The sequence below is a fragment of the Pseudomonas wuhanensis genome (assembly GCF_030687395.1).
Taxonomy (GTDB): Bacteria; Pseudomonadota; Gammaproteobacteria; order Pseudomonadales; family Pseudomonadaceae; genus Aquipseudomonas; species Aquipseudomonas wuhanensis.
Genome location: NZ_CP117430.1, coordinates 4,170,966 through 4,197,261, shown reverse-complemented (window position 1 = coordinate 4,197,261; position 26,296 = coordinate 4,170,966). Strand labels below are relative to the sequence as shown.

The 26,296-nt window shown below is 61.4% G+C and carries 24 protein-coding genes; 6 read left to right on the top strand and 18 right to left on the bottom strand.

What is annotated here, in order from left to right; translation table 11 throughout:
• Positions 1-8: 8 nt before the first annotated feature.
• Positions 9-1,400 (top strand): FAD-dependent oxidoreductase, encoded by a 1,392-nt coding sequence (locus PSH88_RS19285; RefSeq protein ID WP_305422119.1) that lies wholly within the window; start codon positions 9-11, stop codon positions 1,398-1,400.
• Between the two features lie 3 nt (positions 1,401-1,403).
• On the opposite strand, the gene PSH88_RS19280 is transcribed toward PSH88_RS19285, so the two are convergent.
• Positions 1,404-2,828 (bottom strand): type VI secretion system Vgr family protein, encoded by a 1,425-nt coding sequence (locus PSH88_RS19280; RefSeq protein ID WP_305422118.1) that lies wholly within the window; start codon positions 2,826-2,828, stop codon positions 1,404-1,406.
• A gap of 230 nt (positions 2,829-3,058) precedes the next feature.
• On the opposite strand from PSH88_RS19280, the gene PSH88_RS19275 reads away from it, so the two are divergent.
• On the top strand, positions 3,059-3,763 hold the full coding sequence (locus PSH88_RS19275) for a YebC/PmpR family DNA-binding transcriptional regulator (protein WP_095053122.1): 705 nt from the start codon (positions 3,059-3,061) through the stop codon (positions 3,761-3,763).
• Positions 3,764-3,836: 73 nt separating this feature from the next.
• Here the strand turns inward: PSH88_RS19275 and PSH88_RS19270 are convergent, their stop codons facing one another.
• From PSH88_RS19270 to PSH88_RS19230, 9 genes are all read right to left on the bottom strand, one after another.
• On the bottom strand, positions 3,837-5,141 hold the full coding sequence (locus PSH88_RS19270; RefSeq protein ID WP_305422116.1) for a leucine-rich repeat-containing protein kinase family protein: 1,305 nt from the start codon (positions 5,139-5,141) through the stop codon (positions 3,837-3,839).
• A 123-nt stretch (positions 5,142-5,264) separates the two neighbouring features.
• Positions 5,265-6,395, bottom strand: a complete 1,131-nt coding sequence (gene zapE, locus PSH88_RS19265; RefSeq protein ID WP_305422115.1) for a cell division protein ZapE — start codon at positions 6,393-6,395, stop codon at positions 5,265-5,267.
• A gap of 265 nt (positions 6,396-6,660) precedes the next feature.
• Positions 6,661-7,707: an ABC transporter substrate-binding protein gene (locus PSH88_RS19260; protein ID WP_305422113.1), complete on the bottom strand. Its 1,047-nt coding sequence runs from the start codon at positions 7,705-7,707 to the stop codon at positions 6,661-6,663.
• Between the two features lie 18 nt (positions 7,708-7,725).
• A complete protein-coding gene (locus tag PSH88_RS19255; protein WP_305422112.1) occupies positions 7,726-8,841 on the bottom strand; it encodes an NAD(P)/FAD-dependent oxidoreductase in 1,116 nt (371 codons plus the stop codon).
• Entirely contained in the window at positions 8,838-10,193 is a 1,356-nt protein-coding gene (locus PSH88_RS19250; RefSeq protein WP_305422111.1) for an FAD/NAD(P)-dependent oxidoreductase, read from the bottom strand. The genes PSH88_RS19255 and PSH88_RS19250 overlap by 4 nt, the downstream gene beginning before the upstream one ends.
• A gap of 289 nt (positions 10,194-10,482) precedes the next feature.
• The gene (locus PSH88_RS19245; RefSeq protein ID WP_305422109.1) at positions 10,483-10,773 is read right to left on the bottom strand and encodes a (2Fe-2S)-binding protein; all 291 of its coding nucleotides are present in this window, start codon (positions 10,771-10,773) and stop codon (positions 10,483-10,485) included.
• A gap of 7 nt (positions 10,774-10,780) precedes the next feature.
• A complete protein-coding gene (locus PSH88_RS19240) occupies positions 10,781-11,575 on the bottom strand; it encodes an ABC transporter permease (RefSeq protein WP_007896923.1) in 795 nt (264 codons plus the stop codon).
• Between the two features lie 6 nt (positions 11,576-11,581).
• On the bottom strand, positions 11,582-12,451 hold the full coding sequence (locus tag PSH88_RS19235; RefSeq protein ID WP_305483321.1) for an ABC transporter permease: 870 nt from the start codon (positions 12,449-12,451) through the stop codon (positions 11,582-11,584).
• Complete coding sequence (locus tag PSH88_RS19230) at positions 12,448-13,473, bottom strand: ABC transporter ATP-binding protein (RefSeq protein ID WP_305422108.1); 1,026 nt, start codon at positions 13,471-13,473, stop codon at positions 12,448-12,450. Before PSH88_RS19230 ends, PSH88_RS19235 begins: the two co-directional genes overlap by 4 nt.
• 243 nt (positions 13,474-13,716) lie before the next feature.
• Here PSH88_RS19230 and PSH88_RS19225 point away from each other — a divergent pair, with 243 nt between their 5' ends.
• Positions 13,717-14,553, top strand: coding sequence for an IclR family transcriptional regulator (locus PSH88_RS19225; RefSeq protein WP_305422106.1), 837 nt, complete (start codon positions 13,717-13,719; stop codon positions 14,551-14,553).
• A 135-nt stretch (positions 14,554-14,688) separates the two neighbouring features.
• Here PSH88_RS19225 and PSH88_RS19220 read toward each other — a convergent pair whose 3' ends face one another.
• Both PSH88_RS19220 and PSH88_RS19215 read right to left on the bottom strand, forming a co-directional pair.
• Positions 14,689-15,441: an anti-sigma factor family protein gene (locus PSH88_RS19220; protein ID WP_305422104.1), complete on the bottom strand. Its 753-nt coding sequence runs from the start codon at positions 15,439-15,441 to the stop codon at positions 14,689-14,691.
• Positions 15,438-15,944: an RNA polymerase sigma factor gene (locus tag PSH88_RS19215; RefSeq protein ID WP_305427027.1), complete on the bottom strand. Its 507-nt coding sequence runs from the start codon at positions 15,942-15,944 to the stop codon at positions 15,438-15,440. The genes PSH88_RS19220 and PSH88_RS19215 overlap by 4 nt, the downstream gene beginning before the upstream one ends.
• A 164-nt stretch (positions 15,945-16,108) precedes the next feature.
• Between PSH88_RS19215 and PSH88_RS19210 the strand changes: the two genes are divergently transcribed.
• Together PSH88_RS19210 and PSH88_RS19205 are read left to right on the top strand one after the other, a co-directional pair.
• Positions 16,109-17,203: a catalase family peroxidase gene (locus PSH88_RS19210; RefSeq protein ID WP_305422102.1), complete on the top strand. Its 1,095-nt coding sequence runs from the start codon at positions 16,109-16,111 to the stop codon at positions 17,201-17,203.
• Complete coding sequence (locus PSH88_RS19205) at positions 17,200-17,745, top strand: cytochrome b (protein ID WP_305422101.1); 546 nt, start codon at positions 17,200-17,202, stop codon at positions 17,743-17,745. Before PSH88_RS19210 ends, PSH88_RS19205 begins: the two co-directional genes overlap by 4 nt.
• A gap of 92 nt (positions 17,746-17,837) precedes the next feature.
• Here PSH88_RS19205 and PSH88_RS19200 read toward each other — a convergent pair whose 3' ends face one another.
• Both PSH88_RS19200 and PSH88_RS19195 read right to left on the bottom strand, forming a co-directional pair.
• Entirely contained in the window at positions 17,838-18,989 is a 1,152-nt protein-coding gene (locus PSH88_RS19200; RefSeq protein WP_305422099.1) for a M14 family metallopeptidase, read from the bottom strand.
• A gap of 484 nt (positions 18,990-19,473) precedes the next feature.
• A complete protein-coding gene (locus tag PSH88_RS19195; RefSeq protein WP_305422097.1) occupies positions 19,474-19,815 on the bottom strand; it encodes a DUF6124 family protein in 342 nt (113 codons plus the stop codon).
• 129 nt (positions 19,816-19,944) lie between these two features.
• On the opposite strand from PSH88_RS19195, the gene PSH88_RS19190 reads away from it, so the two are divergent.
• Positions 19,945-20,610 carry a LexA family protein gene (locus PSH88_RS19190; protein WP_305422096.1) on the top strand — a complete coding sequence of 222 codons (666 nt, stop codon included), beginning with the start codon at positions 19,945-19,947 and terminating at the stop codon, positions 20,608-20,610.
• 39 nt (positions 20,611-20,649) lie between these two features.
• On the opposite strand, the gene PSH88_RS19185 is transcribed toward PSH88_RS19190, so the two are convergent.
• The 4 genes from PSH88_RS19185 to PSH88_RS19170 are packed head-to-tail and all read right to left on the bottom strand — an operon-like array spanning position 20,650 to position 26,216.
• A complete protein-coding gene (locus tag PSH88_RS19185) occupies positions 20,650-22,605 on the bottom strand; it encodes an acetyl/propionyl/methylcrotonyl-CoA carboxylase subunit alpha (protein ID WP_305422095.1) in 1,956 nt (651 codons plus the stop codon).
• Positions 22,605-23,420 (bottom strand): gamma-carboxygeranoyl-CoA hydratase, encoded by an 816-nt coding sequence (locus tag PSH88_RS19180; RefSeq protein ID WP_305483320.1) that lies wholly within the window; start codon positions 23,418-23,420, stop codon positions 22,605-22,607. The genes PSH88_RS19185 and PSH88_RS19180 overlap by 1 nt, the downstream gene beginning before the upstream one ends.
• A 13-nt stretch (positions 23,421-23,433) precedes the next feature.
• On the bottom strand, positions 23,434-25,041 hold the full coding sequence (locus PSH88_RS19175) for a carboxyl transferase domain-containing protein (protein WP_305483319.1): 1,608 nt from the start codon (positions 25,039-25,041) through the stop codon (positions 23,434-23,436).
• Between the two features lie 11 nt (positions 25,042-25,052).
• Positions 25,053-26,216, bottom strand: coding sequence for an isovaleryl-CoA dehydrogenase (locus tag PSH88_RS19170; RefSeq protein WP_305422093.1), 1,164 nt, complete (start codon positions 26,214-26,216; stop codon positions 25,053-25,055).
• Between the last annotated feature and the right edge of the window lie 80 nt (positions 26,217-26,296).

Sequence of the window (26,296 nt, the reverse complement as noted above, 5' to 3'; positions counted from 1 at the left end):
ATTACCCCATGAGACCTTACTGGCTGGAACAGGCGCTGGCGGCCGAGTCCTGCGCGCCGTGCGAACCTTTGGCCGGTGATGCCCGTGCCGACGTGTGCATTGTCGGTGGCGGCTACACCGGGTTGTGGACCGCGATCATGCTCAAGCAGCAGAACCCCGAACTGGAGGTGTTGCTGATCGAAGCGGACATCTGCGGTGCCGGTGCCAGTGGGCGCAACGGTGGTTGTGCGCTGTCGTGGTCGGCCAAGTATTTCACCCTGGAACGGTTGTTCGGCGTCGAGGAGGCGGTGCGACTGGTCAAGGAGTCCGAGCGTAGCATCCACGCTATCGGTGCCTTTTGCGAAGAGTACGCGGTGGACGCCGATTACCGCCTCGATGGCACGCTCTACACCGCTACCAACCGTGCCCAATGCGGTTCGACCGACGCGGTGATTGCGGCGCTGGAGCGCAACGGCATCAACTCTTTCACCCAGCGGCCACTGGCGGATGTACAGCGCATGGCCGGTTCCAGCAAACACCTGGAGGGCTGGTTTTCCCCGGCTGCCGCGAGTGTTCAGCCGGGCAAACTGGTGCGCGGCTTGCGTCGGGTCGCCTTGCAGTTGGGGGTGAGGATTCATGAAAACACTGCGATGACCGGGCTGGAGGAGGGCAAGCCTGCGAGGATTAAAACCCCCAATGGCACGGTCTGCGCCGACCGGGTGGTGCTGGCGATGAATGCCTGGATGGCCCGGGCGTTTCCACAGTTCGAGCGCAGCGTGGCGATTGTTTCCAGCGACATGCTGATCACCGAACCGCGGCCGGATTTGCTCAACGAGATCGGGTTGACCAGCGGCGTGACGGTGCTCGATTCGCGGATTTTCGTGCACTACTACCACAACACTCCGGACGGTCGAATCATGCTCGGCAAGGGTGGCAATACTTTCGCCTACGGTGGGCGAATGCTGCCGGTGTTCGATCAGCCGTCGCCCTATGCCGGCCTGTTGCAGCACAGCCTGAGCGAATTCTTCCCGGCGTTCGCCAAGGTCAAGGTCGAGGCCACCTGGAACGGGCCGTCGGATCGCTCCGTCACCGGTTTACCGTTCTTCGGCCAGATGAGCGCCAGCAGCAATGTGTTCTACGGTTTCGGTTACTCCGGCAGCGGGGTCGGGCCTTGCCATATGGGCGGGCAGATTCTCGCCTCGATGGTGCTGGGGCTGGACAACGCCTGGACCCGTTCGCCGTTGGTGAACGGCCCGTTGGGCTTTTTTCCGCCAGAACCGATTCGTTACCTCGGCTCATTGATGGTGCGCAACGCCATCCGCCGCAAGGAGCGCGCCGAGGATCACGGGCATCGGCCACGGCACCTCGACGTGCGTCTGGCCAGGTTTGCCGCGGCGGCGGGCAAGGCCGACAAGGGATGAGGCTCAGGGTGCTAGATCCGAGCGGTTGACCAGCCAATCGAGCAGCAGACGGCCATCGCGACGTGGCTCCGGAGCGGGCCGGAAAGGCTGGGGATGGCCCATGCCGGCACACAGCACCGGCCGGTCCGGGTCGCTGTCGAGGAAACTGACCAGCACGTCGGTGCCGGCCATGGGCAATCTGGACGGATTGATCCGACCGTCCGGCATAGCGAGGGCAACCGGTAGCCAGAGACCGTCGGATTTATCCGCCTCGAACCCCGGTGTCGGCCATAGCCTGACGTGTATCCGGCCCTGGTCATCGAGCGCCGCCGGTTGCCCGACGGCGCCGAGTACACGGGCGGTCTGATAGCCCGGGATGCTCGGCCGGGCCTGCTTGAGCGCCGGCCTGAAGACTGTTGACCAAGGGATGGCGGTGAACTGATTGCTGTAGCGCCGAGTAATATCGGACGTGTCCTCGGCGAGAATCGACGCCTGCTGTCCTTGATGCCGGATATCGGTGAGCAGCCACTGATCGTTAAAACTCGAGAGCGGGTGCTGCGCCACTTGAAGGATCCATCCACTGCGCAGCTCGCTGTGGTTGCTTTGGCCGTGGATCTGCCGTTGCTGACACCGCAGGCGTTCCAGCTGTCGATGGCTGAGCTGGTCGTGATGAAGCTGTTCGGGGGCGGGGCGTGCTGTCATCGGGCCCGTTCTGGTGAGCGGATGGTTGGCCGCTCCATCACCGATCACCTGCGCGCCGCGGTTTCTGGCCTCCCATCGTGCCGGGACGAGGTGCGGGTCGTGGCGCTGGAACAGTTCGCTGATCACCGGCAAGGCGGAGTCGTTGAATGCCTCGTCCTGGAACGGCATCAGCAGCGGTTCCTGAGGGAAACTCAGGCTGTCATCGGCCAGCACCAGCACATGCCCGTCGTGCTGATGTTCGAAGTGGTAGTGGATACCTTCTTCTTCACACAGCCGCTGCATGAAGGCCAGATCGCTTTCATCGTACTGAATGCAAAAAGGTCGGGGCGGGTAGCACCCGTTTGCCAGTTCGAAGCGGTAGCTGTGCTCGGGCAATTGGTGCTCCTCCAGCAACTGGCGCACGATCGCGGGCACGCTGAGACGATGAAACACTCGACGCGAGCTGTGCAGGTGAAGTTGTTGAAGATGGGGCGCCAGCACCAGGGAGTAGCCGACCCGGTGCGCGCCGCGATGTTCGCGACTGACGCTGTGGATCACGCCGTGAATGCCCTGGTCATCCGCCAGCCTCAGGAACGCCGGTTGTTGCAGCCATTGGTCGAGGTTCATCGCCGGCGCGAGGCCGATCACGTCGATGTCGAATCGATAGGGCTGGTTGAGACCTTCACGGCCACTGAACTGCAACACCTGAAAACTCAAACCGCCGTCGAGGAGTGTCAGGGTGAAGGGGCTTTCGTTGTCGTTGTGCATCGAACGCGCTTCTGCCAGGGAGGATGGGCGCAGAGGGTACGAAACCACAGCCCTGAAGCGTCACCGCAAATCGACTTTTCAGAATCGCCCTACAAACACTGGTGAAAATGTCGATTCGTCACGGGGTGAAGATCTTGAATTTTTGGTCGATTGGCATCTTTAGGCCGTATAAACTTGCGCAATGCGTCGGCCAATAGATGTCTCGGCGCCACAGATCAAGAGAGTGAGTAATGGGCGCACAGTGGAAGGTTAAACACAAAGAAGCGGCAGCCAACGCCAAGGGCAAGATCTTCGGCAAACTGGTGAAAGAAATCACCATCGCTGCCCGCAACGGTGCCGATACCGCCACCAACGCACACCTGCGTCTGGTGGTCGAACAGGCTAAAAAAGCCTCGATGCCCCGCGAAACCCTGGAACGCGCGATCAAGAAAGGCTCCGGCCAGCTCGGCGAAACCGTGCAATACCATCGCGTGACGTATGAAGGGTTCGCACCGCATCAGGTGCCGCTGATCGTTGAATGCGTGACTGACAACATCAACCGCACCGTCGCTGAAATCCGCGTCGCGTTCCGTAAGGGCCAGTTGGGCGCTTCCGGTTCGGTGGCCTGGGACTTCAACCACGTCGGCATGATCGAGGCGTCTCCGGACAGCCCTGACGCCGATCCGGAAATGGCCGCGATCGAAGCCGGTGCCCAGGATTTCGAGCCGGGTGAAGACGGCGCGACACTGTTCCTGACCGAACCTGCGGACCTGGATGCGGTACAGAAAGCGCTGCCGGAGCAGGGTTTCACCGTGTTGTCGGCCAAGTTGGGTTACCAGCCGAAGAACCCGGTCAGCGGTTTGAGCGATGAGCAGATGGCGGAAGTCGAAGCGTTCCTCGAAGGCCTCGATAACCACGATGACGTGCAGGACATGTTTGTCGGGTTGGCGGGTTAAGCGGTTCCGACAGTTTGTGATCTGACATGTGGTGAGGGAGCAAGCCCCCTCGCCACAGTTTTTGTATTGGCCGCTAGTTGAACGCAGCCAACTCCTGCACAACCTCGCTGAACCCCGGTCGTGCCAACACATCCGGCTGACAGCAGCGCTGCTGCAATGCCGCTAACGACTCACGCTCTTCATCGCTCAGCCCAGAGTCGATCCGCTCCAGCAATTCCCCCAGCAGCACCCCGAACGCCCGCACCTCGATCCGTTGCAGCGCACGGCTTTCAAGGCTGTCCGAAGTGGCATGGAAAGACGCCGCGCCAAAGTCGCCCAACAGGCAATCACCGTGTTCGTTCCACATGATGTTGTGACCATAGAGGTCGCCGTGAGTGATGCCTTGGTGGTGCAAATGTTCAGCCACCGAAGCAATGCCACTGGCGATGCGCAGTGCCACGCCGGCGCTGAATCGAATGTCGTCGGAGTAGACGTCGCGGCTGCAGGACGTCAGGCTCGGCAGGCCGGCCAGGTTGCGGTAACTCGGGTCGATCAGTTGCATCACCAACCCGGCCTGCGCCTGCGGATGGCCGACGATCCGCCCTTCAACCCGGATCAGGTTGGGGTGGATGCCGGCGGTGATGCAGGCGTTCATTTCGTGCAACGGCGAGCCGTCGCTGGTCATTTCACCTTTGTAGAGTTTCACCGCGACCTGTTTCGTCTGCTCCCACAACCCCTGATGAATAATCCCCGACGCGCCTTCGCCGAGTTTTTTCTCAAGGCTCAGTTGGGACCAGGGAATGCTCGCCGTGGCTTCGAGGGCGGCGGCATCGGCTTCGGTTTCCAGCGGGTTACCGGCGTACGCCAGCCAGGTCAGGCTCGGCAGGGTCAGCAGCCACTCGGGAAGTTCGGTGAGCTGATTGGCGGCGATGCGAATCAGTTCGAGTCGATGGCAGTGCCTCACGCTTTCGGGTAAACGCTGTAACTGGTTGCCTGCGAGCATGAGCTTTTGCAGATGTGGGCGTTCACCCAGTTCGGTCGGCAGTTCCGTGAGGCGGTTGTCGGTCAGGATCAGCCAGCGCAACAGCGGTGGCAGGGCGGCGCCCGGCACGTTTTCGATGGCGTTGGCCTTGAAGCCGATCATCGTCAGCGCCGCGCACTGGCCGAGGCAAGCGGGCAGTTCGGTGAACTGATTGTCCGAGCAGAACAGCACGCGTAAACGGGTCAGGCGGTGCAGGTCGTCCGGCAGGCTGCGCAAGGCGTTGCCGCTGAGGTTGAGCACTTCCAGCGAGTCCGCCAGGTGGAAGATTTCCCGGGGGAACTCGGTCAGGCCACAGGCCAGGTCCAGGCGGGTGATGCCCGACAGTTGGCCGGCGCGCAGTTTTGCGAGGGTATCCATGGGCAGGTTCGCTATTGATCAGGATGAGGGCGTGGGGGGCTGGAAACGGGCGACATGATAGCGGGAAAGTTGTGGTGCTTGTCAGGCCGCCTTCACGAGCAAGCCCAAACCCGATCTCTGCGGTCAAGCCAGATCCCTGACCTCCACCAACTGCCCCAACCGACTGCGCGTACGCGCCAGGTCGATAGCATCACCACCCAGGCTTTCGCGCAATGACTGGTGTCCGAGCAGAATCAGGTGCTTGTCCTGGTCGTACAAGACGTCGATCAGGTTGATGAAGCGTTGTTGGGCGGCGATAGAACAGTCGGCGAGGCTGGGCAGTTTGTCGATGATCCAGCGATCGAACCGTCGGCACAGTTCGAGGTAGTCCATCACTGCAGTGGGGTGTTCGCACAGGTCGGCGAAGGTGAAACCGACGCTTCGCCCTTCACAATATCGGGCTTGCAGGTGCCGTGTCCCGACGGGCAGTTGGATAACCGGTGCCTCGTGTTCGAGCAGCTGCAACGCCCGACGTTGCGCCACTGTGGCAGGCCAGACGTACTGGCCCTGGGTGAACAGCTGCTGTGCGTGGGCGCGCGCCTGACTGCGGTAATCATGCGGGCCGCCGACTTCCATCACCTGCATGCGCGCGTTAACCAGGTCGATCACCGGTTTGAAACGGGCGTGGTACAGCGGGTTGGGCAGCAAACCTTCCGGCGGGTAGTTGGAGGTCGCCAGCAACAGAATCCCCCGGCGAAACAGCGCCTTGAACAGCCGCGTGATGAGCATCGCATCGCCGATGTCATGCACGTGGAATTCATCGAAACACAGCACCCGGCAGTCGTGCAGCAGTTCGTCGAGGGTGACCGCCAGCGCATCGGGCTGCTCGCGATGGCTGAACATGCCTTGGTGCAGTTGCGCAAAAAACTCATGGAAGTGCAGGCGCTGTTTTTCCGCGATGGGGATGGCCTGGAAAAACCCGTCGAGCAGCCAGCTCTTGCCGCGCCCGACTGCACCATAGAGATAAAGACCGGGCAGTGTCGGCGCCGATGTGCCCAGCAGCGCCGATGCGTGCTGCGCCATGCAGTCGATCACTCGTTGCTGGCTATGGCTCAGGGTGTAGCCCTGGGTATGGGCCTTGTGGTGGAAGTAGTCGTGGATCACCCGGCCCTGCGCGCTGTTACTGGCCGACGCCGCAAATGCCTTGCCGAAGAAACGGCGTAGCGCGGGCCAGCGTGGTGTAAGTCGCGGACGGTTGGGCGGTCGAACGGCCACTGTGATGTCACCCCGTAATCTTAAGGCCGGCTCCCCGAGCTGCGGCGGCGTAGTGTAACCAAAGGGGGAATTTGCCTTCCACTGGTGTCGATGAAGCGGTTGTGGTGAGGGGGCTTAGCCAAGGCGCAGAACCTGTGGGAGCGCGGCTTGCCCGCGAAGAACGATAACGCGTAATACCTGAAAAGCCGCGGTGCATTCTTCGCGGGCAAGCCACGCTCCCACAGGGTTTTCGTCGCTCGCCACATGGATCTTTTGATCTTCGAGGCTACCGCTCGATACTGCGATTCCACCGGGCATTCCACGCCGGGCGCTGTTCGTTGACCTGATCCCAATCGATGGCGATTGCGGTCGTCAGATACTGCTTCATCGCCTCGACCTGGCCGCGGGTCTTGTCGGTGGTCGGCGTATTCGGGTTGGATGGAATCTGATCGCCGTCTTCCAGCGCGGCCGCCTGTGCTTCAGGCGTCAGCAGGAAGGCGGCGAGTTTCTGCGCCAGTTCCGGTTGGGTGTTGTTGGCGATGGCGCATTCGGCCACGTTGAGCACCACCGAGCCTTCCTTGGGCTGTGCATACTCCACCGGCATACCCTTGAGTTTCAACGCGGTAACCTGGGTCGGGGTCAGCGGAAACAGCGCCGCTTCGTCGGTCTGGAGCATTTCGGAGATTTTCGCGGAACTTGGAATGTACTCCAGCACATTGCGCCCGACGGTGTTCGGCCAGGCCTTGAACCCCGGTTCGACGTCGGTTTCGCTGCCGCCCTGGATCCGGTTGAACATCAGGAAACCGTGCAGGCCAAAGGTTGAAGACGCCATCGACTGGAATACCAGTTTGTCCTTGAAGCGCGGGTCGGCCATGTCCATCCATGAGGTCGGCGCGTTCCAGCCTTTTTCCTTGAACAGCCGCGTGTTGTACGCCAGCCCCGTGACCCCGAGGCTGACCGCTACGGCTTGATCCTTGATGCGGCCCTTGGCCGGAATCTGCGCCAGGGTCGGGCTGTCTTCGAGTTTGTCGCACAAGCCCATGGCGATGGCGCGGTACATGATGCCGTCGTCGAGGAACATTACGTGCATCTGCGGGTTGCCTTTGCTGGCCTGGACCTTGGCCAGAATATCGGCGGAGGTTCCCGGCACGATCACCACTTTGACGTTGTTGGCCTTCTCGAAAGCCGGCAGCACCTTGTCGGCGTAGAGCCGCTCCATGGTTCCGCCGTTCATGCCCAGATACAGCGTCGTTTCGGCCTGGGCCTGAGTGACTGTGAGCAGAGCGCTCAGGCATGAAAATCCGAGCAGTGCAGTGCGTTTGAAGTTATTCATTGGCGCGACCTTCCTCTATCAAGCAACGGAGATGGAGTGAAACCGGGTGATGGAAAACGCATCCAGCGACGTCTTTGACGCGCCGCTACAGATGATCTCGGTGAGCGCCTGGCCCACCGCAGGCCCGATCTGGAAGCCCGCGCCGGCAAAGCCGAACGCGTGCAACAGGCCGGGTTGGGTGCTGCTGTGGCCGATCACCGGTTGGCGATCGGGCAGGTAACCTTCGGTGCCGCTCCAGGTGCGGATCGCCTGGGCGCCTTCAAGAAACGGATAGAGCTCAACGGCCTGGCGCAGGATCTCGATGACTGCGTTCTGACCAGGCCGGGCGCGGGCGTTATCGAGGGCAAAGCCTTGGCCGCCGCCCAACACACAATTGCCGCGAGCGACCTGGCGGGCATAGATGCCACCGCCCTCGACGCCGGTGCTGGCATTCATCACCAGCGGCAACGGTTCGGTGACCAGCATTGCCGGGTGACCGGCGTGCATTGGCACCGCTTCACCGAATTGCGCGGCGAGCTTTCCGGCCCAGGCGCCGGCGCAATTCAGCAGCCAGGGGGCTTGCAGTTCGAGGCCGGATTGAGCGCTGACGTGAAAGCGCTGACCGTCATGCTCCACCGCCGTCACTGCGCATTGTTCATGGATTTGCGCACCGTGCCGACGCGCCGCTTGCGCGAAGGCGGGGGATACCAGTCGCGGGTTGGCGTGGCCGTCGTCCGGGCACAACGAGGCACCGACCGCGACCTCTCCGACCCACGGAAAACGTGCGCGCAATTCACTGCGGTCTAACAGCTGCAAATCGAGGCCGAACCCCTGGCTGCTCGCGGCGTAGTCCTGCAAGGCGTGCAGATCATTGAGACTGCGGGCGAGTTTCAGGTGACCGCTGCGCTGATATTCGCCGTCGATGCCGATCAACTGCGGCAGTTGCCCCCAGATCTCGTGGGCCCGTTGCGACAGCGGCAATTGCGACAGCGGCCGGCCCTGACGACGCACGCCGCCGTAGTTCACACCGCTGGAGTGCGAGCCGCAAAAATCCCGCTCCAGCAGCGCAACGCGACGGCCGGCCTTGCTCAGAAACAGGGCGGCGGAGGCACCGACGATGCCGCCGCCAATAATGATTGCATCGACCTCGATCATGGCTCGACCTCCAGACCGAACGGCAGGGGTTTGATCGGCGCCTGTGCCCGCAACCGGCCGATGTCGGACAGGTTGCGCTGGCTTTCGCAGGCAATGATTTCCGCTGCGGCGGCGCCACACATTCGCCCTTGGCAGCGACCCATACCGACCCGGCAATGGGCCTTGACCCGATTGATCTCCCAATGGCCTTCGCGCACCACCTGGCGGATGTCGCCGGCGTGTACTTCTTCGCAGCGGCAGATCATCAGGTCATCCGCAGCGTCGGTGGCCCAGCTTTCGGGAAACAGGAAGGCACGCTCCAGGCCTTGGCGGAATCTGCCGATAGTTTGAAGCGACTGTTCCAGCTGCGTGGCGCGCTGTGGCGGGATCAGGTAACCGATGTCTTCGAGCAGCGCCAAGGCTGCCCGTTCACCGGCCATTTCTGCGGCGTCGGCACCCATGATGCCGGCACCGTCACCGGCCAGGTACACCTCGGCGATGCTGCTGCGACCGGCGCTGTCTCGCTGCGGCAGCCAGGCGCGGTTGAGCGGGTTCCAGGTGAATTCACAGCCCAGCAGATCGGCGAGTTGGGTTTCGCTGCGCAGGCCGTGGGCGAAGGCTACGGCGTCGCATTCGATTCGATGTTCGCTTGCTGCGTTATGCCAGCTCAGCGATTGCACGCGGTGTTCGCCATCGATGCGTTTCAAGGTGGCGCCCTGATGCACCGGGATGCCGTGGGCGGTTAGCCAGGTGCGGTAATAAATGCCTTTGGCCAGCGTGGAGGGTTGTGACAGCAGGCCGGGCAGGGCGCGGGCCTGAGCGCTGAAGGGCGAGCTGTCGAGCACGGCGATCACGTTGGCGCCGGCCTTGGCGTATTGGTACGCCACCAGGTACAGCAACGGTCCGCTGCCGGCGAACACCACGCGTTCACCAATGGCACAGCCTTGAAACTTCAAGGCGATTTGCGCCGCGCCGAGGCTGTAAGCCCCCGGCAGCGTCCAGCCTGGCACGGGCAGAATCCGGTCGGTGGCACCGGTGGCGACAATCACCCGGGAGAATTCCAGCCGTGCGGCGCGGCCCTCACGCAAGGTGTCGAGTGCGCCAGCCTCGGCGTTCCACACCAGCGTGTCGGGGCGGTAATCGAGTTGCTCGCGCAGTGCGTCGATTGTCTGATGCAGTGCCTTGGCCTTGCGTGCTTCGAAGCCATACAACTTGACCGCCGAACGCTTGAAGTTCGCCGGCTGGCGCCGATAAATCTGCCCGCCGCCGCGTGCGGCTTCGTCCAGCAGAATGGGGCGAACACCATGGGCAACGAGGGTTTGCGCCGCCCGGATTCCAGCGGGGCCTGCGCCGATGATGACTACGGACTTCATACCCACCCCATCTGTGATCGACGCCCCAATCCTGTGGGAGCGGGCTTGCCCGCGATGGCGGCGGCACATCCAACATCGATGGTGGCTGACAGTCCGCTATCGCGGGCAAGCCCGCTCCCACAGTTAGTGAAGGTATGGCGCATTATTTGTGATCGGCACGGAACCCCTGTGGGAGCGGGCTTGCCCGCGATGACGGCGGAACATTCAACATCGGTGGTGGCTGACAGTTCGCTATCGCGGGCAAGCCCGCTCCCACAGGGGATCTCAGTTCTGAAGGTAGAAAAATTGTTCATACCGATCGCCCCGGTTCACGGCTGATGTGCTGTCCGGCCTCAAGCAGCGTCGAACAGGCCCGCACTCGGCGGCCATCGCCCAGGCGTACCCAGCAGTCCTGGCAGGCGCCCATCAGGCAGAAGCCGGCGCGGGGTTCGGCGCTGAAATCGCTGCCGCGCAGGTGTTCGCTGCAAGTCAGTACCGCGGTCAGCAGGGTATCGCCGAGCAAGCCACGGGCAGGCACGCCGTCAAGGGTAAAGTTCAGGGCCGGGCGGTCGCCTTCGGCCAGTCGTTTCAGCAGAGCCATGGCGCCCTCATTGTTTACCCACCAGAACCCGATCCAGGCCGTAGACCCGATCAAGCAGAATCATCGTCAGCGCGGTCAGCGCAATCACCAGGGCCGACACCGCCGCCATCATTGGATCGATGGATTCAGTGGCGTACACGTACATGCGCACCGGCAGCGTTTGCGTGGCCGGCGAGGTGACGAAGATCGACAACGTGACCTCATCGAAACTGTTGATGAACGCCAGCAGCCAGCCACCGGCGACCCCCGGCAAAATCATCGGCAAGGTGATTTGCCGGAACAGCGTGAAGCGTCCGGCGCCCAGGGATTGCGCGGCATGTTCGGCGCTGCGGTCCAGGCCGATGGCCGAGGCCAACACCAGGCGCAGCACATACGGCGTGATCACCAGCACATGGGCGAAGATCAGCCAGGCGAAGCTGCCGTTGACGCCCATCAGCGCAAACAAGCGCAGCAACGCTACCCCCAACACCAGATGCGGAATGATGATCGGCGACAGGAATAGACCGTTGAAAAAGTCCCGTCCGGGGAATTCGAAGCGCGTGATCGCCAGGGCGGCTGGCACGGCGATCAGCGTCGCCAGCGTGGCGGCACAGAACGCCAGGATCAGGCTGTTGTAGAACGCATCGACAAAGTCGGCGCGCTCGAACACCGCGCGGAACCAGCGCAGGGAAAACTCCGTGGTCGGCAGGCTCAGGGTGTTTTCCGGGGTGAAGGCGACGAGGCACACCACCACCAGCGGCGCGAGCATGAACAGCACCACCAGGGTATGGAACAGCAGGGCGAAAGGACCGTTTCTGGACATGACGAATTATCCCAATGACTTCTTGTAGCGGCCTTCGATCATCCGGTTCCACGACAGCATGATCAGCAGGTTGAGCAACAGCAGGGCCACGGCAATCGCGGCGCCCATCGGCCAGTTGAGCTCCGACAGGTACTGGTCGTAGATCAGCGTGGCGACCATCTTTATCCGGCGTCCGCCGAGCAGTCCGGGGATGGCAAATGAACTCGCCGCGAGGCCGAACACGATCAAGGTGCCGGAGAGCACGCCGGGCATGATTTGCGGCAGCACCACTTTGCGCATCACCGTGAGGTGGCTGGCGCCCAGTGACAGCGCGGCCTGCTCGGCGGCCGGGTCGAGTTTTTGCAGCGAGGTCCAGACCGGAATGATCATGAACGGCAGCATCACGTGAACCAGTGCGATCACCACCGCGAACGGCGTGTAGAGCAACTTCATTGGCGAACCACCGAAGGCTTGCAGCGTCTGGTTGACCAGGCCGTCAGCGCCGAGCAACAGGCTCCAGCCGAAGGCGCGCACCACCACCGAAATCAGCAACGGCGTGAGGATCAGAATCAGGAAGATCGAGCGCCACGGCGCGCCCATGCGGCTGAGGATGTAGGCCTCGGGCACGCCGATCACCACGCAGAGCAGGGTGGTCACGGCGCTGATCCAAAACGTCCTCAGAAAGATCTCGTAGAAGTACGGATCGCCCAGCAGGCTGCTGTAATGATCGAGGGTGTAGGCGTCGCTGTTGATCCCCGAGCTGTAGTCGAAGACGTTGAACGACAAGATCAGCGTCAGTAGCAGCGGGATCACCAGCAGGCCGAAGTACAACGCCAGGGCCGGTGCGGATAACCAATAGCCCTGACGTCCCTGGCGGATGACGGCAAGCGTACTCATGCCGACACCTCGTCGACACTCAGCACCCGCAGCAATGTTGCATCCCAATCGAGGCCGACCGCCGTGTCTTCGATCAAGGGGGCCGAACCGTCATTGCGGCGCACCACGCTGAGTTCGCCCAACGATGTCGATACGCCGTACAGCCATTGGCTGCCAAGGAAAAAGCGGCTGACGATCTTGCCTTGCAGACGGCCCAGGCCTTTATCCAGCAAGTCGATCTTTTCCGGACGCAGGCTCAGGGTCAGTTCGCCGTCGCCACGGTTGCAGACCTGCACGACGCCAGCGCTGTCCCGTTCGCCGGGCAGCAAGTTGGCCTTGCCGACGAAGCCGGAAATGAACTCGGTGCGCGGGTGCTCGTAAAGGGTGTAGGGCGCGTCGATCTGCGTGATGCGCCCGGCCTGCATCACCACCACCCGGTCGCTGATCGACAGCGCTTCGGACTGATCATGGGTGACCATCAGCGTGGTGATGCCGACCTCACGCTGGATGCGGCGGATTTCGAACTGCATCTCCTCGCGCAAATTGGCGTCGAGGTTGGACAGCGGCTCGTCGAGCAGCAGCACCGGCGGTTCGATCACCAACGCCCGGGCCAGCGCGACTCGTTGGCGTTGACCGCCGGAGAGTTCCCGTGGGTAACGCTCGGCGTGCAGGTTGAGACGTACCAGTTTCAGCACCCGATCCACCCGTTGCTGCAACTCGCCGTTGGGCACTTTGCGCATGCGCAGGCCGAAGGCGACGTTGTCTTGCACGGTCATGTGCGGGAACAACGCGTAACTCTGGAACACCACGCCCAGGCCGCGACTGGCGGGCTTGGCGTGGGTGATGTCGCGACCATCCAGCACGATACGCCCGCTGCTGACTTCGACGAAGCCGGCGATCATTTGCAGGGTGGTGGTTTTGCCGCAGCCGGAGGGGCCGAGCAAGGAGACGAACTCGCCTTTTTCCACCGACAGGTTGGTGGCGACGACGGCGTCGATTTCGCCGTAACGTTTGCCGAGGTTTTCAAGTTGCACGAAGGCCATGACTGCGCTCCACCTGAGATTGTTATGCGTCGCCAAAGGCGCGCTTTTTTGTATGGGCAGATACGAAAAGGATGTTGCCGGGTGCGTTGGCGCTCGACTTCTGTCGGCTGCCGCTGTTGTTCGAATCGCCCCTGATGGACGCAGAGTAGGACGAAGAATAGGATGGGCTCAATGGCCTATTTCACTGAAGCGATGACTATTTTCAGTTTCATTCAGTGAGTAAATTAATTGTCGAGAAATCACATGCCTGATTCCATTGAGCGGAATGTAAACAAAAATGAAGTCGGCGTCGGTGCCGTCTCAAGGCTGTTTGCGGTACTGCGCAGCCTGGGTGACACCGTTGAAGGCGGGGAGCGCGTGACGCAACTGGCGCAGCGCATCGGTTTGTCGCAACCGACCACCCACCGCTTGCTGCGCAGCCTGATGGACGAGGGCATGGTCGAACAGGACGCGCGCAGCAAACGCTATCGCCTGAGCCTGGAGTTTTTTGCCTTGGCGGCCCGCGCCGGCAACACCGGCAACTTGCGTGAACTGGCGCGGCCGGCATTGCTGCGGCTGTCGGCATCGTTGGGAGATTCGTTGTTTTTACTGGCGCGCAGCGGCTTCGATGCGATCTGTCTGGACCGCAGTGAAGGGCCGTTTCCGATCCGTACGTTTACCGGTGACATCGGCGGGCGGGTGGCGCTTGGTGTGGGACAGGGCAGTCTGGCGATTCTGGCGTTTCTGCCGCAAGAGGAACGCGACACGGTGATTCATTACAACTTGCCGCGGCTCAAGGATTTTCACCTGTATGACGAGGTGTTCCTGCGCTCGGAAGTCGAGAGTGTGCGCACCCTCGGTTACGCCGGGCGCAACACCGGCGTATTGCAAGGCATGGCCGGGGTGGCCGTGCCGATCCTCGACCGCGAAGGTCGGGCGGTGGCGGCGCTGAGTGTGGCCACGGTCAGCGATCGCCTGGGGCCGGATCGTTTGCCGACGGTGGTGGAGATGCTCAAGCGCGAAGCCGCGCTGATCGGGCCGCGGATCAATCCGTTCGATCCGCTGTTGCGAAGGCCTTCGCAGGTGTTCGGGCAGGGTTGACCACAATCTCCAAATAATCGCTGACCCCTGTGGGAGCGGGCTTGCCCGCGATAGCGGTGGATCAGTCACCATCAGTGTTGGATATGCGGCCGCCATCGCGGGCAAGTCCGCTCCCACAGGGATTGGCGGTGATGATCAGAACTGCCCGGTTTGTTTGAGCATCCGCGCCGCCGGCGTGTCACTCGGGCTGACCATCGCGTAGTTGTACCCGGCCCCCGACCAGTACTCTGCCTGCAGTGCACCGTCGCTGCGACTACCGCGAGGCAGCAGGGTGTTTTTCGGCCCGGGTGGCCGGACGTAGAAGCTGATCTTGTGCCCGCTCTGATCCTCGTACACCACCATCGCCGCCGGACCTTGTTCAGTGCTGAGCAGCCGCCCGCTGATGGGTTTGTATCCGGCAACGGTCAGGTTCGGCAGACGATGGGCCTGGCTGAAATACCGATCGAGCCAGCCTTGCATATCGCCGTCATCGCTGACTTTGTAATCCGCCGGCAGGATGCCTTGCTGGGCAATCAGCCGGTAGGCCTGCATTGCATCGGTCATCGGCAGCGGGGCGCTGACCAGGGTCATTTGCCGGGCCTGCCAACCGCCCAATCCGCCGATGCTGACCGCGATCAGCAACACCGCGGCGCTGGCCAGATGGCGGCGGGACTGGCGTTTGAGGCGCTGGCGAATCATTGCCGGGTCGAGTTGCGGGTTGGCCGGTTGCTGCAAGGCGCCGCTCAGGGCCGCGCGCAATTGTTGGGCATCGTGCTGCCAGGCGCGTACTTGCGCGGCCACTTCGGCGTTGTTGGCCAGATAAGTCTCCACCCGATGTCGGTCGGCATCGCTGAGTTGGTGATCGACGTAGGCATGCAGGTCACGCTCGCTGGGAGGCATGCTGATCATTTGAGTCTCCGCAGGGAAGGGTGGGTGATTTCGCCGTCGCTGAGCTGGCGCAAGGCCTGGCGTGCGCGGGACAAGCGCGACATCACGGTACCGATGGGGACGTCGAGAATTTCGGCGACCTCCTTATAGCTCAAGCCTTCTACCGACACCCATAGCAGCAGCGCACGCTGTTCGGTGCCGAGCTGATCGAAGGCTTGCAGGGTCGATTGGGCGATCACCGTGCGTTCTGCCGAAGGCTGCGCATCATCACGGCCGGTAAAGAGTTCGAGCATCCGCGCATAACGCCGGGAGCGGCGATGAGCGTCGAGAAACTGCCGATAAAGAATCGAAAACAGCCAGGCACGCAAGTCGCCCTCGGGACGTTTGTCGCCCCAACTCGACAGCGCGCGCTCAAGGCATGCCTGCACCAGATCGTCGGCGCTGCTGGGGTTGCGCGTCAGCGATACGGCGAAACGCCGCAGCCTGGGAATGACTTCCCTGAGTTGTTCGTCGAAATCGTTCATGAAGTTCTGACCAGTCACTACGCTGTGGTGAGTGTTCAGGAAGACGCCCGGCATTCGAGGTTATTCCACGCCTGGAAAAATAAATACCGGGCGATGGAATAAACCCTGGTGGGGTTCGTCTGCCTGATTCTTCTCACTTGTGGCCGATGGCCCTGGAGTCATTCATGGTAGATCGCTCATCACCACCCACGGGGCCTGGCCGGCCACCGCTGAGTGCCGCGAGCCTGACGTTGCGCCTGACCGGCATTGCCGTGGTGGTCGCCGCGCTGGCCGGGGCTTTTGCCTACGTCAACGGCACACTCGACCCACAGCGCCTGACGCCAAAAGCCTTGGTTAATGTGCTGGAGAAAAACAACGGCGTGCACCCGGGATTCCGTCGTAACCACGCCAAAGGCGTGTGCGTGATCGGGCATTTCGAGAGCAGTAGCCAGGCGCGCGAGTATTCCAGTGCCCAAGTGTTCAGCGAAGCGCGGACCCCGGTGGTCGGGCGTTTCGCGCTGCCTGCCGGCAATCCTTATGCGCCGGATAACAGCGTGCCGATCCGCAGTCTGGCATTGCGTTTCACCCAGGCCAATGGTCAGCAGTGGCGTACCGGGATGAACAGTATGCCGGTATTCCCGGTGGGCACGCCCGAGGCGTTCTATCAGTTGCAACAAGCACAGTCACCGGATCCGGCTACCGGCAAACCGAACCCGGCCGCTGTGCCAGCGTTCTTCGGTTCTCATCCGGAAGCCGCGCCATTTCTAGCCTGGATCAAAACCGCCAAACCGTCGGCCAGTTACGCGACGGAAACCTATAACAGCGTCAACGCGTTTTACCTGGTGAACGCGGCCGGGCAACGGCAAGCGGTGCGTTGGAGCATGACGCCAGTGGCTCAGGACGCGGCAGGTGGAACGGCCCCCGAGGGCGGTGATTTCCTCGAGAAAGATCTGGTACAGCGCTTGTCCGCCGGCCCGCTGCGTTGGCAGTTGAACATTACCCTGGCGAACCCCGGGGACCCGGTCAACGATGCGAGCAAAGCGTGGCCCGACGGCCGAAAAGTGTTGAACGCCGGCACGCTGGTGCTCGAAAGCACCCAGCCGCAACTCAATGGCGAGTGTCGTGACATCAACTACGACCCACTGGTATTGCCCAGCGGTATCGAAGGCTCCGACGACCCATTGCTCGCCGCTCGCTCAGCCGGTTACGCCCGTTCCTACCTGCGCCGCACCAGCGAAGTGAAGCAGTTGCCCAACGCCAAACAGGAGTCTCAACAATGAGTGCTCAACCGAACCATTTCGCGCCATTGGCGCGGCTGCTGCACTGGCTGATGGCGCTGATGATCATCTCGATGCTGTTTATCGGCGCGGGCATGGCGGCCTCGGTGTCCGAGCGCCATCAGTGGCTGATCCATCTGCACAAACCTTTGGGCGTTGCGATTCTGTTGCTGGTGATCGTGCGCCTGGCCGTGCGTTTTTCGACCCGGCAACCACCACTGCCGGCGGACCTGCCGGGTTGGCAAGCGCTCGCGGCCAAGGCTTCACATATCTTGTTGTACGCCTTGATGCTGATTTTGCCGCTGCTGGGCTGGGCGATGATTTCGGCGGCCGGCGATCCGGTGATGCTCAGTAGTTCGTTGCAGTTGCCGTCGATTCTGCCGGCGAATGCGCAGGTGTTTGCGTTCCTGCGCAAGGCGCATGGGTATTTGGCGTATCTGCTGTTTCTGACCGTGCTGCTACACCTGGCGGCGGCATTGTTTCACGGGTGGGTGCGTCGTGATGATGTGCTGAACAGCATGCTGCGGGGCAGGGATCGCGACTGATCCCAACAGCCGCAGGCAGCTCCTGCGCGTCGAAACGTCAAAAGATCGCAGGTTTCGGTAGGCGCCTGCGATCTTTTGATCTTAAAGGACAATCAGCGCAGGGTATCGACCATGTCGGCGATGGTCGTCAGCACATCCTTGCCCAACTGCTTCGAGCGTTTGCCGGACCAGCCGGTCAGCGGGTTCGGTGCGTCGTTGTGGTCTTTGAAGGGCATTTCCAGGGTCAACGACAGGCAGTCGAACTTCTGACCGACGCTGTTGCAGGCCAGGGTCATGTTGGCTTTGCCAGGCTCGTCGCGGGTGTAGCCGTGTTTGGTCTGGAAATCTTTGGTCTGATGTTTCAGATGACTGCGGAAATGCTCTTCGAGTTTTTCGATCCGCGACGTATAGCCCGGGTTACCTTCGCAACCGGCGGTGAACACGTGGGGGATTTCTTCATCGCCATGGATGTCGAGGAACAGGTCGACGCCATACTTTTCCATCTGCTGCTGAACGAATAACACTTCCGGGCTGGTTTCCTGGCTGGCGCTCTGCCACGCGCGGTTCAGGTCCTGGCCCATGGCGTTGGTGCGCAAATGACCGTGGAAGGCGCCATCCGGGTTCATGTTCGGCACCAGGTACAGGTCGGCGCTGGCCAGGAGTTTTTTCAGCACCGGGTCGTCGTGTTTTTCCAGGCGCTCGATCACCCCTTCCATGAACCATTCGGCCATGTGTTCGCCGGGGTGTTGCTGGGCGATGATCCAGACCTTGCGCTGACCTTCGGCACCCGTACCTTTGCGCAACAACTGGATGTCGCGACCTTCAACGCTTTTGCCGGTGGCCAGCAGTTCGGTGCCGGCTTTGGTCAGGGCCTGTTCGATCAGCCAGTCATGGCGGCCACGGCTGTAAGGTTCGAAATAAGCGAACCAGGCGTGGGTGGCAGTGGCTTCGAGGCTGAAACGCAGGCAGTCACCTTCGAAGATGGTCGGCACCCGGAACCAGTTGACGTGGTCATAGGACGCCACCGCCTGATAGCCATCCCAGGCTTTGTTGTACGAGGATTTACTGGCGTTGTTCAGGCGAAACCAATGCTCCTGTCCGACGTGCAGACCGCTGGCCTTGAAGTGGAACCACTGGAAATGCTGGCTGCGGGTGTCTGGCTTGATCGCCAGCAGCGCTTGCAAAGGATTGCTGATGTCCAGCACTTCGATGTTGCCACTGTCGAAGTTCGCGTTGATGTCGAAAGAAGATCTAGCCACGGCCATAATCAATTCCTGAATATGATTTTTATGGCTGCTACTTTACACGCAAGGGAGGGAGAAACCGGGGGAAATTGCGGGGTTGAAAAGGGGGGGCGTCCTCCTTGACGCCGATGCAGCTTAGAGACTGTGCAAGTGATTCTCAAGTGCTATTTTACGTTAGTTTGGCCCAATGCTACCGGGCCTCTCTTGCCAACAGATATTCATTTGATATCATCCGCGCCAATCGAATTTGCAGCACCCACAGACTTCATTAGCCTGAAGCCAAAGCCAGAATAACTGGCAAAAAAAAGACCCGGCAAAAAGCCGGGTCAAAAACCGTGATTAGCCTGATGAGGAGATAGTCCAGGAGACCGACCTAAGGTCCCTTGGGCCATCGACTGATCTCGCGATCAGTCGATGCAATAATAATCATTATCATTTGCAAGTCAAATGTTTTTATCTGCGCGATTGGAAAATTTTTCCTGTCTTCCTCCAAAGCGCTTCCTCGTCAATCGTTCTGATTACCCTCCAGGGACCGGTCGACCATCGCCTTGGCCATGTCGATCATGTGCACCGTCGAAAACGCCAGATCCCGGCTTGCTCCCTGCAACTGGTTGGCTGATTCATGCGCGGTGGCGGCGGCACAGCGCAACAGATCCGAAGCATGGACCAGTGCCTCTTCGCTGCTGATGTTACGGTTCACATCGAAGAAACGTGCTTCGTTGACCTCTTCTGACACAGCTGGTTTCAAGTAATAGTCCAGCGCCCGCTGCGCGGCGGCAGAGCCTTTTGGCGAGTTGAGCGTAGTGTCGAATTGCGTGTCGGGCAGGGTAATGCTGGGGATGGTCATGACGATGGCAAGCTCCGTGATAGATTCAAATCCGTGAGCCCAGCTTAGTACTTACTGTATTTGTGTCTTGAATTTAAATACTACAATTTGTGTTTTGTTGGTCGGAGTACCCCACGTATCGTGCCGCACATGGATAAATGGATTGAATTGGTCAAGGCCAAAATGAGTGAACTCAAAGTCACTCAAGAGATACTCGCCGAGCGCATCGGAATGTCCCAGGGCGGCGTCGGCCATTGGCTGAATAAACGTCGTCAGCCCCGCATCCAAGAGATGAACCGTGTCTTGCAGGCGCTGGGGATGGACTATCTGGAAGTCGCGATGGTGATCAGGGAACCGCAGATCTCACAGGATGAAGAGATCTCTCTGACGCAGAAGTACAACCCGTACTTTCGCTACCCCGTCAGTGACTGGCGGGAAACCGGGGAGGTGCGCGACGGAGAGTTATTGAGCTACGGCGTTTCATCTGCTGTCAGCAAACCGCGCTTCGAATTGTCCGATTACCACGCACAGGGCGCGGCGTTCTGGCTGGTGGTGGTCGGTGATGCGATGACCGCGCCCACGGGTGTGAGCATTGCCGCGGACATGTTGATTCTGGTGGACCCGGCCATCGTGCCGGAGCCCGGCAAACTGGTGATCGCCCAATGGCCCGGCAGCGCCGAGGCGGTTTTTCGCAAACTGATTGAAGAGGGCGGGCAGCGTTATCTGGTCCCGCTCAATCCGACCTATCCGAAAGCCCTTTACACCGAAGAATGCCGAATCATCGGCGTAGTGGTTCAGGCAACTGCCAAATTCTAATCAGATCGGTCCTCGCAACGCGTGGGACCGATCTTCATTTCACGCGTGTTCCAGCTCCACCAACGCACTGCCTTCGCTGACCATCTCACCTTCCTGGCAATACAGTGCCTTGATAATTCCGGCGTGGGGCGCGCGAATGCTGTGCTCCATTTTCATCGCTTCCAGCACCACCAGTTGCGCCCCGGCGTCGACCGTTTGCCCGGCCTCCACCAGCACTCGCACGATGCTGCCGTTCATGGGCGCAGTGAGCCCGCCCTGATGGCTATGACTGGCTTCGACGGCACTGATCGGGTCGTAGGCCTCGATGCGTCGCAGCTCACCGTCCCATTGCAGATACAGCGTATCGCCACGGCGGATTGCCCGATGCTGGCGGCGCAAGCCGTTGTGTTCGGTCAGCAGGTATTCACCCTTGAGCTGTGCGGTATGAGCGTCGGCATCGCCCAGGGTCAGCGCCCGGTCTTGTCCCTCGCAACTCAAATGCAGGGTGATTTCTGTCGGCAGTCCGGCACGGAATCCGTTGCCGATACCCCAAGGCGAACTCAGGTCATCAGCGCGGGTCGTGCTCGTCTGGCTCTGGGCAAATGCCTGCGCGGCCGCTTGCCAGAATTCATCGCTGAGGTCTGAGGGTTCTGGCAGCAGTTGTTCCTGATAACGCGGAATAAAACCGGTATCCAGCTCCGCCGCGGCAAATGCCGGGTGGCCGATGATTCGGCGCAGGAAGTTGATGTTGGTCTTCAATCCACCGATGGCAAACTCATCAAGCATGCTCAGCAGCCGCAGCCGCGCCTGCTCACGGTCTTCGCCCCAGGCAATCAGTTTGCCGAGCATCGGGTCGTAGAACGGCGAAATCTCGTCGCCTTCTTCGACGCCACTGTCCACGCGACGCCCCGGCCCTTCGGCGGATTCGCGATACAACGCCAGACGCCCGGTGGCCGGCAGGAAATCATGGCCCGGGTCTTCGGCATACAGCCGCACTTCGATCGCATGGCCGTTCAGTGGCACCTGGTCTTGAGTCATTGGCAGCGCTTCACCGCGAGCCACGCGAATCTGCCAGGCCACCAGGTCGAGGCCGGTGATGGCTTCGGTGACCGGGTGTTCGACTTGCAGGCGTGTGTTCATCTCCATGAAGAAGAACTCACCGCGCGCATCCAGCAAAAACTCCACGGTGCCGGCGCCGACGTAACCGATGGCCTGTGCCGAGCGCACAGCGGCTTCGCCCATGGCGCGACGCAACTCCGGGGTCAGGCCTGGAGCGGGGGCTTCTTCGACGACTTTTTGGTGTCGACGTTGAATCGAGCAATCACGTTCATTGAGGTACAGACAGTGGCCATGCTGGTCGGCGAACACCTGGATTTCCACGTGGCGTGGCTTGAGCAGGTACTTCTCCACCAACATCCGCGAGTCGCCGAACGACGACAGCGCTTCACGTTGCGCCGAGGCCAGGGCTTCGGCCAGTTGGCTGACATCCTCGACCACTTTCATGCCTTTACCACCGCCACCCGCCGTGGCCTTGAGCAGCACCGGATATCCGATGTGTTCGCAGGCGTCGCGGAAGGTGTCGAGGTCCTGGGCTTCGCCGTGATAGCCAGGCACCAGCGGCACGCCTGCGGTTTCCATCAAGGCTTTGGCCGCGGACTTGCTGCCCATGGCGTCGATGGCCGAGGCGGGCGGACCGAGGAAGATCAGACCGGCCGCTTCGATTGCGCGGGCGAACCCGGCGTTTTCCGAGAGAAAACCGTAACCGGGATGAATCGCCTGAGCGCCGCTGGCTTTCGCGGCGGCGATCAGTTTGTCGATTTGCAGGTAACTGTCGGCGGCTTTGCTGCCGCCCAGGTCGACGCGGATATCGGCTTCGCGGCTGTGCCGGGCGTCACGGTCGGTGGCACTGTGCACGGCCACGGTGGTCAAGCCCAGAGCTTTGGCGGTGCGCATTACCCGGCAAGCGATTTCGCCGCGGTTAGCCACCAACAGGGTGGTGAGAACAGGTGCGCTCATCAACGCGGCTCCTTGAGGGTGGTTTCGGCTTGCCAGTTCGGCGGACGTTTTTGCAGAAAGGCGCGCAGGCCTTCCTGGCCTTCGGGGCTGACGCGGATTCGGGCGATGGCGTTCTCGGTGTAGCGCCGCAGCGCCGGGGTTAGCGCGCCGTGGCCGACTTCACGCAGCAAGTCCTTGCTGGCGCGCATGGCCGCCGGGCTGTTGAGCAGCAGGTTGTCGATCCATTGATCGACTTTCTGCTCCAGTTCGGCCATCGGGTAGCTCTCCGACAACAAGCCGATTTCCCGAGCCCGTTGCCCGCCGAAACGTTCGGCGGTCAAGGCATAGCGCCGTGCCGCGCGCTCGCCGATGGCTTGCACCACGAACGGGCTGATGACTGCCGGCGCCAGGCCGATGCGCACTTCCGACAGGCAGAACTGTGCGTCGTCGGCGCCGATGGCCATGTCACAGCAACTGATCAGGCCCAGCGCGCCGCCATAGGCCGCGCCTTGCACCACTGCCACGGTCGGAATTTTCAGCTTGGCGAGGTTGTACATCAATTCCGCCAGTTCCCGGGCATCGTCGAGGTTGGTGTGGTAATCGAGTTCGGCCGATTGCTGCATCCAGGCCAGATCGGCGCCGGCGCTGAAATGCTTGCCGCGCCCACGGATCAGCAGAAAACGCAGGCTGGCATCGCTCGACACTTTGTCCAGCGCGAGGATCAGTTCGCGGATCATTTCGGCGTTGAAGGCGTTGTTCTTTTCTTCACGGCTGAGCCACAAGGTCGCAAAACCACGCGGATCGGTTTGCAGCTCGAGGGTGTTGAAGTCGCTCATGGTTTTCTCCAGATCACATCCGGAACACGCCGAAGCGGCTCGGTTCGATTGGCGCGTTCAGCGACGCCGACAAGGCCAGGGCCAACACGTCGCGGGTCTGCGCCGGGTCGATGACACCGTCGTCCCACAGTCGAGCGCTGGAATAATAGGGATGCCCCTGTTCTTCATATTGATCGAGGATCGGTTGCTTGATCTCGGCTTCCTGCTCGGCGCTGAAACCATGACCACTGCGCTCGGCTTGCTCACGCTTGACCTGCACCAGCACGCCCGCCGCCTGTTCGGCCCCCATCACGCCAATCCGTGCGTTCGGCCACATCCACAGGAAGCGTGGATCGTAAGCCCGCCCACACATGCCGTAGTTACCGGCGCCGAAGCTGCCGCCGATGATCACGGTGAATTTCGGCACCTTGGCGCAGGCCACGGCCGTCACCAGTTTCGCGCCGTGCTTGGCGATGCCGCCGGCTTCGTATTTCTGGCCGACCATGAAACCGGTGATGTTTTGCAGGAACAGCAATGGAATGCCGCGCTGGCAGGCCAGTTCGATGAAGTGCGCGCCTTTCTGCGCGGCTTCGGCGAACAGGATGCCGTTGTTGGCGAGGATCGCGATCGGGTAACCGTGCAGGTGAGCGAAGCCGCACACCAATGTCGTGCCGAACAATGCCTTGAACTCATCGAACACCGAGCCGTCCACCAGGCGCGAGATCACTTCGCGCACATCGAACGGTTGCTTGGCGTCCGCCGACACCACGCCGTACAACTCGTCGCTGCTGTACAGCGGCGCGAGCGGCGTGCGTTGTTGCAGTTCACCGAGCTTGCGCCAGTTGAGGTTGGCGACGCTGCGCCGGGCCAATGCGAGGGCGTGTTCATCGCTTTCGGCGTAATGGTCGGCGACGCCGGAAATCTTGCAGTGCACATCGGCCCCGCCGAGGTCTTCGGCGCTGACCACTTCACCGGTCGCGGCTTTCACCAGCGGTGGGCCGGCGAGGAAAATCGTCGCCTGTTGACGGACCATGATTGCTTCATCGGCCATCGCTGGCACGTAAGCACCACCGGCGGTGCACGAGCCCATGACCACCGCAATCTGCGGAATGCCCATGGCGCTCATGTTGGCTTGGTTGAAGAAGATCCGTCCGAAGTGTTCGCGGTCCGGGAACACTTCATCCTGACGCGGCAAGTTGGCGCCGCCGGAGTCCACCAGATAGATGCAGGGGAGGCGATTCTGCTGGGCGATGGTTTGAGCGCGCAGGTGTTTTTTCACCGTCAGCGGGTAGTACGAGCCACCTTTCACGGTGGCATCGTTGGCGACGATCATGCATTCGACGCCTTCCACCCGACCGATACCGGCAATCACGCCAGCGGCGGGAACGTCTTCGCCGTACACCGCATAGGCCGCCAGTTGGCTGATCTCGAGAAACGGCGAACCCGGATCGAGCAGGCGATTGATCCGTTCACGGGGCAGCAATTTGCCCCGCGAGGTGTGGCGTTCTTGAGCCTTCGGGCCGCCACCTTGTTGCACTTGCGCGAGCAGGGTGTGCAGGGCGTCGACCTGTTTGAGCATCGCCGCGCTGTTGGCTGCGAACTCCGCCGAACGGGGATTGAGCTGGGTATGCAGGATAGCCATGTGCAGCTCCGTTAGCGGGTTTCGTTGAACAGTTCGCGACCGATCAGCATGCGACGAATCTCACTGGTGCCGGCGCCGATTTCATACAGCTTGGCGTCACGCAGCAGACGACCGGCGGGGAATTCGTTGATGTAGCCGTTGCCGCCGAGAATCTGGATCGCGTCGAGGGCCATTCGGGTCGCGCATTCGGCGCTGTAGAGGATCACGCCGGCGGCGTCCTTGCGGGCGGTTTCGCCGCGCTCGCAGGCCTGGGCCACCGCATACAGGTAGGCGCGGCTGGCATTGAGCTGGGTGTACATGTCGGCGACTTTGCCCTGGATCAGCTGGAATTCGCCGATGCTCTGGCCGAACTGTTTACGGTCGTGAATGTATGGAACGATCAGGTCCATGCAGGCCTGCATGATCCCGGTCGGGCCGCCCGAGAGCACAACGCGCTCGTAGTCGAGGCCACTCATCAGCACTTTCACACCGCCGTTGAGCACACCGAGGATGTTTTCTTCCGGCACTTCAACGTCATCGAAAAACAGCTCGCAGGTGTTCGAACCGCGCATGCCGAGCTTGTCGAATTTGTTGCTGCGGCTGAAACCTTTCCAGTCACGCTCGACGATGAACGCGGTGATGCCGTGCGGGCCTTTTTCCAGGTCGGTCTTGGCGTAGATCACGTAGGTGTTGGCGTCGGGGCCGTTGGTGATCCAGGTCTTGCTGCCGTTGAGCACATAGTGATCGCCGCGTTTGTCGGCGCGCAGTTTCATCGAGACCACGTCGGAACCGGCATTCGGTTCGCTCATGGCCAGGGCACCAATGTGCTCGCCGCTGATCAGTTTCGGCAGGTATTTGCTTTTCTGTTCGTGTGTACCGTTGCGGTTGATCTGGTTGACGCAGAGGTTGGAGTGAGCGCCGTAAGACAGGGCGACCGAAGCCGAACCGCGGCTGATTTCTTCCATCGCCACCACGTGCGCCAGATAACCCAGCCCCGCGCCGCCGTACTCTTCCGGCACGGTGATGCCGAGCAGACCCATGTCACCGAATTTGCGCCACAGGTCGGCCGGGAACAGGTTGTCGATGTCGATTTGAGCGGCGCGCGGGGCGATCTCTTTAGCGACAAAGGACTGAACCTGATCGCGCAGCATGTCGATGGTTTCACCGAGGGCAAAGTTCAGGGATGGGTAGTTCATGGGACACCTTTTGGCTTTTTTGTAGGGTGGGGAGGGCTGTGATTTGGCTCTCACCTTTACGTTAACGTAAGCCTGTGATG

What these genes read in the sequence shown, in the direction of transcription:
- PSH88_RS19185 (WP_305422095.1), bottom strand. Translation starts at nt 22,605, where the DNA reads ATGAGCGCACCTGTTCTCACCACCCTGTTGGTGGCTAACCGCGGCGAA.
- PSH88_RS19220 (WP_305422104.1), bottom strand. Translation starts at nt 15,441, where the DNA reads ATGATCAGCATGCCTCCCAGCGAGCGTGACCTGCATGCCTACGTCGAT.
- PSH88_RS19205 (WP_305422101.1), top strand. Translation starts at nt 17,200, where the DNA reads ATGAGTGCTCAACCGAACCATTTCGCGCCATTGGCGCGGCTGCTGCAC.
- PSH88_RS19230 (WP_305422108.1), bottom strand. Translation starts at nt 13,473, where the DNA reads ATGGCCTTCGTGCAACTTGAAAACCTCGGCAAACGTTACGGCGAAATC.
- PSH88_RS19235 (WP_305483321.1), bottom strand. Translation starts at nt 12,451, where the DNA reads ATGAGTACGCTTGCCGTCATCCGCCAGGGACGTCAGGGCTATTGGTTA.
- PSH88_RS19255 (WP_305422112.1), bottom strand. Translation starts at nt 8,841, where the DNA reads ATGATCGAGGTCGATGCAATCATTATTGGCGGCGGCATCGTCGGTGCC.
- PSH88_RS19225 (WP_305422106.1), top strand. Translation starts at nt 13,717, where the DNA reads ATGCCTGATTCCATTGAGCGGAATGTAAACAAAAATGAAGTCGGCGTC.
- PSH88_RS19285 (WP_305422119.1), top strand. Translation starts at nt 9, where the DNA reads ATGAGACCTTACTGGCTGGAACAGGCGCTGGCGGCCGAGTCCTGCGCG.
- PSH88_RS19170 (WP_305422093.1), bottom strand. Translation starts at nt 26,216, where the DNA reads ATGAACTACCCATCCCTGAACTTTGCCCTCGGTGAAACCATCGACATG.
- PSH88_RS19270 (WP_305422116.1), bottom strand. Translation starts at nt 5,141, where the DNA reads ATGGATACCCTCGCAAAACTGCGCGCCGGCCAACTGTCGGGCATCACC.
- PSH88_RS19200 (WP_305422099.1), bottom strand. Translation starts at nt 18,989, where the DNA reads ATGGCCGTGGCTAGATCTTCTTTCGACATCAACGCGAACTTCGACAGT.
- PSH88_RS19245 (WP_305422109.1), bottom strand. Translation starts at nt 10,773, where the DNA reads ATGGCTCTGCTGAAACGACTGGCCGAAGGCGACCGCCCGGCCCTGAAC.
- PSH88_RS19215 (WP_305427027.1), bottom strand. Translation starts at nt 15,944, where the DNA reads ATGAACGATTTCGACGAACAACTCAGGGAAGTCATTCCCAGGCTGCGG.
- PSH88_RS19275 (WP_095053122.1), top strand. Translation starts at nt 3,059, where the DNA reads ATGGGCGCACAGTGGAAGGTTAAACACAAAGAAGCGGCAGCCAACGCC.
- PSH88_RS19240 (WP_007896923.1), bottom strand. Translation starts at nt 11,575, where the DNA reads ATGTCCAGAAACGGTCCTTTCGCCCTGCTGTTCCATACCCTGGTGGTG.
- PSH88_RS19250 (WP_305422111.1), bottom strand. Translation starts at nt 10,193, where the DNA reads ATGAAGTCCGTAGTCATCATCGGCGCAGGCCCCGCTGGAATCCGGGCG.
- PSH88_RS19180 (WP_305483320.1), bottom strand. Translation starts at nt 23,420, where the DNA reads ATGAGCGACTTCAACACCCTCGAGCTGCAAACCGATCCGCGTGGTTTT.
- PSH88_RS19210 (WP_305422102.1), top strand. Translation starts at nt 16,109, where the DNA reads ATGGTAGATCGCTCATCACCACCCACGGGGCCTGGCCGGCCACCGCTG.
- PSH88_RS19260 (WP_305422113.1), bottom strand. Translation starts at nt 7,707, where the DNA reads ATGAATAACTTCAAACGCACTGCACTGCTCGGATTTTCATGCCTGAGC.
- PSH88_RS19280 (WP_305422118.1), bottom strand. Translation starts at nt 2,828, where the DNA reads ATGCACAACGACAACGAAAGCCCCTTCACCCTGACACTCCTCGACGGC.
- PSH88_RS19195 (WP_305422097.1), bottom strand. Translation starts at nt 19,815, where the DNA reads ATGACCATCCCCAGCATTACCCTGCCCGACACGCAATTCGACACTACG.
- PSH88_RS19190 (WP_305422096.1), top strand. Translation starts at nt 19,945, where the DNA reads ATGGATAAATGGATTGAATTGGTCAAGGCCAAAATGAGTGAACTCAAA.
- PSH88_RS19175 (WP_305483319.1), bottom strand. Translation starts at nt 25,041, where the DNA reads ATGGCTATCCTGCATACCCAGCTCAATCCCCGTTCGGCGGAGTTCGCA.